10 protein-coding genes are annotated in these 6154 nt (G+C 66.1%); 7 read left to right on the forward strand and 3 right to left on the reverse strand.

Features of this window, described 5'->3' with window-relative positions:
- The first annotated feature begins 210 nt into the window (after positions 1 to 210).
- From GV790_RS28570 to GV790_RS28580, 3 genes are all read left to right on the forward strand, one after another.
- On the forward strand, positions 211 to 669 hold the full coding sequence (locus GV790_RS28570; RefSeq protein ID WP_163817895.1) for an HIT family protein: 459 nt from the start codon (positions 211 to 213) through the stop codon (positions 667 to 669).
- Positions 670 to 834: 165 nt separating this feature from the next.
- Positions 835 to 1200 (forward strand): ArsR/SmtB family transcription factor, encoded by a 366-nt coding sequence (locus GV790_RS28575; RefSeq protein ID WP_163817897.1) that lies wholly within the window; start codon positions 835 to 837, stop codon positions 1198 to 1200.
- On the forward strand, positions 1197 to 1670 hold the full coding sequence (locus GV790_RS28580) for an SRPBCC domain-containing protein (protein WP_163817900.1): 474 nt from the start codon (positions 1197 to 1199) through the stop codon (positions 1668 to 1670). The genes GV790_RS28575 and GV790_RS28580 overlap by 4 nt, the downstream gene beginning before the upstream one ends.
- Before the next feature lie 62 nt (positions 1671 to 1732).
- Here GV790_RS28580 and GV790_RS28585 read toward each other — a convergent pair whose 3' ends face one another.
- Complete coding sequence (locus GV790_RS28585; protein ID WP_163817902.1) at positions 1733 to 2158, reverse strand: VOC family protein; 426 nt, start codon at positions 2156 to 2158, stop codon at positions 1733 to 1735.
- A gap of 109 nt (positions 2159 to 2267) precedes the next feature.
- Here GV790_RS28585 and GV790_RS28590 point away from each other — a divergent pair, with 109 nt between their 5' ends.
- Positions 2268 to 3029, forward strand: coding sequence for an AraC family transcriptional regulator (locus GV790_RS28590; protein WP_163817904.1), 762 nt, complete (start codon positions 2268 to 2270; stop codon positions 3027 to 3029).
- Here GV790_RS28590 and cutA read toward each other — a convergent pair.
- On the reverse strand, positions 3026 to 3364 hold the full coding sequence (gene cutA / locus GV790_RS28595) for a divalent-cation tolerance protein CutA (RefSeq protein ID WP_163817906.1): 339 nt from the start codon (positions 3362 to 3364) through the stop codon (positions 3026 to 3028). The genes GV790_RS28590 and cutA overlap by 4 nt on opposite strands.
- 186 nt (positions 3365 to 3550) lie before the next feature.
- On the opposite strand from cutA, the gene GV790_RS28600 reads away from it, so the two are divergent.
- From GV790_RS28600 to GV790_RS28610, 3 genes are all read left to right on the forward strand, one after another.
- Complete coding sequence (locus GV790_RS28600) at positions 3551 to 4009, forward strand: helix-turn-helix domain-containing protein (protein WP_163817908.1); 459 nt, start codon at positions 3551 to 3553, stop codon at positions 4007 to 4009.
- Between the two features lie 82 nt (positions 4010 to 4091).
- The gene (locus GV790_RS28605; protein WP_163817910.1) at positions 4092 to 4673 is read left to right on the forward strand and encodes a PIN domain-containing protein; all 582 of its coding nucleotides are present in this window, start codon (positions 4092 to 4094) and stop codon (positions 4671 to 4673) included.
- A 103-nt stretch (positions 4674 to 4776) separates the two neighbouring features.
- Positions 4777 to 5463, forward strand: a complete 687-nt coding sequence (locus tag GV790_RS28610; protein ID WP_163817912.1) for a TetR/AcrR family transcriptional regulator — start codon at positions 4777 to 4779, stop codon at positions 5461 to 5463.
- A 133-nt stretch (positions 5464 to 5596) separates the two neighbouring features.
- Here GV790_RS28610 and GV790_RS28615 read toward each other — a convergent pair.
- On the reverse strand, positions 5597 to 6154 hold a 558-nt coding region (locus tag GV790_RS28615; RefSeq protein ID WP_163817914.1), incomplete at its 5' end, for a PfkB family carbohydrate kinase.

Genomic DNA, 6154 nt, shown 5'->3' on the forward strand with positions numbered 1-6154 from the left:
GAATTCGATGGATCCACACCGATCGTCCCACCCCACGCCCCGGCCGCGCTGCGCCTGCCGATCGTTGGGTTCGGGCCGCAGCCCACCCGGACCGCCCCGAAGCCGGGCGCGGTCGGCGCGTGATCCATCGGTGGTCGACCGGTGTGGATCCATCGAATTCCGCACCGCGACTGCGTGTTCGGTCGCTGGCGCGGGGGATACGGTTGAACGATGGAGCTCGAGTGCTTGATCTGCGCCAAGCATCGGGGTGCGGGCCGACTGGTCGGCCCGATCCTCTACACCGATGACCTGGTGGTGGTCAGCCACCGTCCCCTCACCGAAGGCGCACCGGTCCCGGGCTACCTGTTCGTCGAAAGCCGGCGGCACGCGCCGACGGTGGCCGATCTGACCGATTCCGAGGCCGCAGCAATCGGCTGGGCGGTTCGCCGCTGCGCGCACGCGTTGCGCCACGAACTCGAACCCGAATTCGTCTTCTCGGCGATCGCCGGACGCAGCGTGGACCACTTCCATCAGCACGTTTTCGCCAGGCCGACGGGTACGCCCGCGACGATCCACTGGTTCGACGTCGATTCCTGGTCCGATGGTCCCCGGATCGACGCGGCCGGACTCACTCGTCTCGCCGCCCGTCTATCAGCCCACTTCGTGGATCCGACCGGCGACGCCCGCTAGGCGTATCGCCCGAGTCACGGCTTCCTCTGCCACCACCCGCTTCTCGAGTGGGTGAAACTCGTGCCACCGTCCAGGGCGCTCATCGGGTTCCCTCCAACTCCCTGGATTCGATCGATGCCGATCCAGGGGTTGCGTGAACTAGCGTCGATGTGAATACTTAGGCATGTGCCTAAGTATTCACGGGATGAGCCGGACGGGAGCCTGGACAGTGTGTTCCGGGCGCTGACCGATCCGACTCGTCGGGCGATCGTGGAGCGGCTGGCGCAGGGGCCCGCTTCGGTTTCGGATCTGGCCGCGCCGTTCGAGGTCGCCATGCCGACGATCGTGCAGCACCTGAAGGCGCTGGAAGCCGGGCTGATCGTCAGCTCGGCGAAGATCGGGCGGGTGCGGACCTACCAGCTGGTTCCCGGTGCCTTCGGGCCCGCGATCGACTGGATGCGGCGGCAGCGTCCGCCGGCCGAGCGCCGGGTGGACCGGCTCGAGGCATTGCTCACCGAATCAACGACCACCACCGAAGGAGAACGACCATGACCGACACTGTGACCCGTTCCATCAACCACGCCCAGTTCACCATCGAGCGCGAGGTGCCCGTCGCCCCCGCCGTCGCCTTCCAGGCCTTTGCCGACCCCACCATCAAGAGCAAATGGTTCGGCAATGAAGAAGGCTGGGAGCAGGGTGAGGTCTCGGTCGATTTCCGGGTCGGCGGCCAGGAGATCAACGAGGGCACCTTCGAGAAGAAGATGACCTCGCGTTTCGTGGCCACCTACACCGACATCGTCGATAACGAACGCATCGTCTACACCTACGACATGTGGGTCAACGGCCAGCACATCTCCACATCCGTCGCCACCTGGGAATTCGAGCCCACCGCGACCGGAACCAAGTTCACGCTCGTCGAATTCGGCGCTCACCTGGACGGTTTCGACACCGGAGCCCAGCGCGAGGAGGGCACCCGCACCATCGTCGACGCCCTCGTCGAATACCTCACCGCGCAGGCCTAACGCCGCGGGGTCGACCGCGACGGCCGGTCGATTCCGGCCCCGGCCGGAATTCGAGGTGACGGCTACTGCTGCTCGGGGAGAAACGCGGGGTTGAACGCGACCTCCCACAAATGGTCGTCGGGGTCCTGGAAATAGCCCGCGTACCCGCCCCAGAAGGTGTCCCGCGCCGATTTGACGATCCGGGCTCCGGCCCCGGCCGCCGCCGCCATCACCTGGTCCACCTCGGCGCGGCTGCCGACATTGTGGCCGATGGTGAACTCGGTCGGGCTGCGATCCGACCGGTCGATGCCGGCATCGTGGGCGATATCGGCGCGAGCGTACAGCGCCAGTTTCAGCCCGGGCTGAAGGTCGAAGAACGCGACCGATCCATGCGGGAACTCGGTGCCGATGATCCCCTCGGTGACGAGGCCGAGCCCATCTCGATAGAATTCAACCGATTTCCGCAGGTCATCCACACCGATGGTGAGGACGCTGATTCGTGGCTGCACTGCTGAACTCCTTCGTCGACTCGGTGCGATCCCGGTACCGGCCCGGACCGCTCGAATTCGATCCTGCTTGCCCTCGGCTCTCCGGTATTGAACGTTTCGGCCACTGCCGATGAGGGCGGAACTCGCCGGCGCGGTCGGCATCTACCGGGAACAGCCGATGTCCATCGGACCTTTCGGCTGGGCCTGGGTCCACCGGATGCCGGATCAGCGATCTGTTCCGGTGCTGATCACCCCGGACGCCACCATCGATGTGCAGTGGATCGATGGCGGGCTGCGGGTCGCGGGGCCCGACCGGGAACCGCAGACCGAGGTCCTCGCCGCTGGTGCGACCGTCTGCGGTCTGCGGTTCCGGCCCGCTACCGCGTCGGCCTGGCTGGGCGTCCCGGCATCGGAACTGATGGGGCAGCGCGTCGATCTCGCTGAGTTCTTGGGTGCCCGGGCTCGGCGCCTCGCGGGCCGGGTCGACGCGACCTCGGCCGAGGCGACGATAGCGTCACTCGCCCGGCTGCTGGCGGTCGAAAGAGATTCGCGGACAACAGATCCTGCGATGCTCGCCGCCTACCGGCTGATCGAGCGCGGCACCCCGCCGCAGGCGCAACTGATCCCGTTTCTCGGCCGCGCACTCGGCCTCAGCGAACGCACGCTGCGCCGGCGCTTCGACGAGAGCTTCGGCTACGGACCCAAGACCCTCGTCCGCATTCTGCGTTTCCAGCGGTTTCGCCGCCTCGCCGCAGCCGCACCCGGCACGAGCATTGCCGAACTCGCAGCGGCCGCAGGCTATTCGGACCAGCCGCACCTGATCCGGGAATCCAGGAAGCTGACCGCGTACACGCCCGCCGAGCTGGTGGCCGTTCGCCCGGCCGCCGGCTAGGCGAACAGTGTCGGCTCGAGGGTGGAATCGAGCACCCACTGCCGGTACCCCGGATGCGCCTGCACCACCGGAACGGCGAGCACCTGTGGTGTCTCGTCGGCGTGCTGGGCGTCGGCGCGTTCGATGATCGCGCTCACCAGTGAACGCCGGGTGTGCAGGATCACCAGGTTCTCGCCGTTGGCGTGCACGGCGTCGTTCCAGCGGTAGATCGACCGCACACCGGAGATGATATTGCCGCAGGCGGCCAGCCGGTCGGTGATCAGGCTCCGCGTGAATTCGGCCAGCCATTCCGGATCGTTCGCGGTGATCGAGACATCAACGATTTCCTCGGACATGAGGGCATTGTCTCGCAGCGGCCCCGAGGGCGCTGACGCTGTGCCGGTCGGGACATTCTCACTCGGTCTCCGATCGGGGGTCTTGCTCCATTTGTAACCGAAAAAGGTTGCACATATAACTGAAACACGGCTAGGCTGAGTGTGCTACCAGCAGCAACAGCGATTCGCATTCGGGAAGGAGGACTGATGGAGACCCTGCATCGCGATGGGCGAGCCACTGTGTCGGTCAGTCCGCGAGAGGTCGAGCAGGCCCGCGAGGTGCTGGCCTCCGCTGACGGCGCCGCCGAAGCTCAGGCGGCGAGTGTCACACTGTCCACCGGTGACGGCCAATGCCTCAGGATGCCGCCCGAGCTGTCGGCGCTCGTCATGCAGATCGTCGAGCTGATCGGTCGCGGATCCACGGTCACCATCGGCCCGATCCCGGACGAGGTGACAACAACCGCCGCCGCGCAAATGCTGCGCGTCTCGCGACCATCTCTGATGAAACTCGTTCGGGAGAACAAGATTCCAGCCCACAAGGTCGGTTCGCACACCCGGCTCTACAGCAGGGATGTCCTCGCATTCCGGCGGTCCCAATTGGAGCGCCAGAGTAAGGCGTTCGACGAACTCCGCGCCATGGAGGAAGAGTGGGGCGTGCTCGACTGAACCTGAGACCATCTGTACCCGTAGCCTGCTCGCCGACTTGTGGCATGTCGGCATGATCGGTGGGCGGGCGACGAGAGTGCTTGTGGACGCGAACATTCTGTACTCCTGCACTCTTCGAGATTGGCTCAGCCTGCTCTACCTACGCGGCGGCCACGAGATGTTCGAGGTCTTCTGGACCGAAGACATCATGGCCGAAACCCTCTACCACAGGCGAAGAAACAACCCATTTCTCGCTGAGGAGCAGGTGGGAGGTATCCGTCGCAAGATCGCCCAGACCTTTGGTGAGAACAGCCTGATCACTGGATACACCGTGGACAAGGGGCTGGACTATCCGGATTCGTTCGACGCCCACGTCCACTGTGCTGCCGTCCACGCCGACATCGACATCGTGCTGACCGCGAATGGTTGTGACTTCGAAGGCATCGACGACCTGATCTACGAGATACACAGTGCCGACGACTTCTTCCCGCTGATCGACGACCACAATCACCGACTTGTGCGGAAAGTGGTCTGTGAGCAGCTCGCCTACTGGGTTCCTCGCCGGGGGAAGGCACTGCCTCAAGTGATGCGTGAGGCAGGCGCGCCTGCGTTTGCCGAACGGATCAGGCAGCATCTGCAATCGGCGGATGCCGAGCGCGTACTCGCCTCTTTGTCCGCGGTGTGACGGCGGGTGGCTCCCTGACCGCTGGCGTCGGCCGGCGGTGAGTACGATCCCGGACGTGGTGAAACGCGGCGGCCGGGGGGTGGGGGAGGTTCCGGGGCGACGGGTGGATGCGCGGACGCAGCGCTGGGCCGAGCATCGGGTGAAGGTGCGGGCGGAGTTCGTCGACGCGGCGTTTCGGGCGCTGGGGGATGTCGGGCCCGAGGTCAGCATGGGGGAGATCGCCAAGGCGGCGGGGGCGGCCAAGCCCAAGCTGTATCGGCATTTCGCGGATAAGGCGGATCTGTACGACGCCATCGTGGATCGGATGCGGGACCTGCTGTGGGAGCGCATCGTCGAGGGCGTCGATCTCACCAATGACCCTGTGCGCGAACTGATTCGGCGTGGAGCGCACGAATACGTTGCGGTCGTGACGCAGCATCCGAACGTTTTCCGGTTCATTCTGAACGGGCATTTCGCCCAGCGCAGGGACAGTGCAGCGCAGTCACCGCGTTCGCTGCTATCGGCGCGGCAGGCGGCCGGGCAGGTGGCCGATCTGTTCATGGGAACGGTGAACGAACGCCCGATCGACCCGAATGGTGTCGAGCTGGTGATCTATTCGGTTTTCGGTGCGGTGGCCTCGGCCACCGACTGGTGGCTCGGCGCCAACCTCCGCGAGGATCCGATGCCGGTGGAGCGTTTCGTCGCTTACCTCACCGAGATGGTCTCGGCCCTGGCCCGCGCGGATGCCAGGCTCAGCGGTTTCACCATCGATGCCGATCAGCCATTGCACCTCGCCTTCACCGCGGAGTGAGCGAATCCGCCCCGCGGCTGGACCAACTGTGCCGCGTGCACTCGAACCACGCTGTTCTCGCTGTGCCGCGCCGTTGAGGCCAGCGGTGCTTCGCGACGACCTCAGTATGCGCCGACCCACCGACAAAAACGGGTCACGACAGGCCCGTGGACTCCAAACGCCACAGCGGTGACACCGGGCCATGGCCTTTGCCCAGGTCGTAGGAGGCGGCCAGGCAGCGGCGGGTCCATTCCTTGGCGAATTCGAACGCGTCCGGCACCGAGTGGCCGTGCGCGAGCGCGCAGGCGAGGGCCGCGGCGAGGGTGTCGCCGCCGCCGTGGTCGTTGCCGGTGTGGATGCGGGGTGCGGTGAATTCGAGGAACTGCTCGCCGTCGAAGAGCAGGTCGGTGCTGTTCTCCGAGGAGCGCAGATGCCCGCCCTTGACCACGACCCAGCGCGGCCCGAAGGCGTGCAGGGCCTCGGCGGCCCGGCGTGCACTCGCCTCATCGGTGACCTCGACGCCGCTGATCAGGCGCACTTCGTCGAGGTTCGGCGTGACGATGGTGGCAATCGGGAACAGCGTGTTGCGCACCGCGTCCAGCGCCTCTTCGTGCAGCAGCGGATCACCGTGCATCGAGGCCGCCACCGGGTCAACCACCAGCGGAATCTCCCCGTCCCGCCCGATACCGACCTCCCGGCAGACCCCCGCCAC

The organism is Nocardia cyriacigeorgica (assembly GCF_010858045.1).
Lineage (GTDB): Bacteria > Actinomycetota > Actinomycetes > Mycobacteriales > Mycobacteriaceae > Nocardia > Nocardia cyriacigeorgica_E.

What these genes read in the sequence shown, in the direction of transcription:
- cutA (WP_163817906.1), bottom strand. Translation starts at nt 3,364, where the DNA reads ATGTCCGAGGAAATCGTTGATGTCTCGATCACCGCGAACGATCCGGAA.
- GV790_RS28590 (WP_163817904.1), top strand. Translation starts at nt 2,268, where the DNA reads ATGAGGGCGGAACTCGCCGGCGCGGTCGGCATCTACCGGGAACAGCCG.
- GV790_RS28600 (WP_163817908.1), top strand. Translation starts at nt 3,551, where the DNA reads ATGGAGACCCTGCATCGCGATGGGCGAGCCACTGTGTCGGTCAGTCCG.
- GV790_RS28580 (WP_163817900.1), top strand. Translation starts at nt 1,197, where the DNA reads ATGACCGACACTGTGACCCGTTCCATCAACCACGCCCAGTTCACCATC.
- GV790_RS28570 (WP_163817895.1), top strand. Translation starts at nt 211, where the DNA reads ATGGAGCTCGAGTGCTTGATCTGCGCCAAGCATCGGGGTGCGGGCCGA.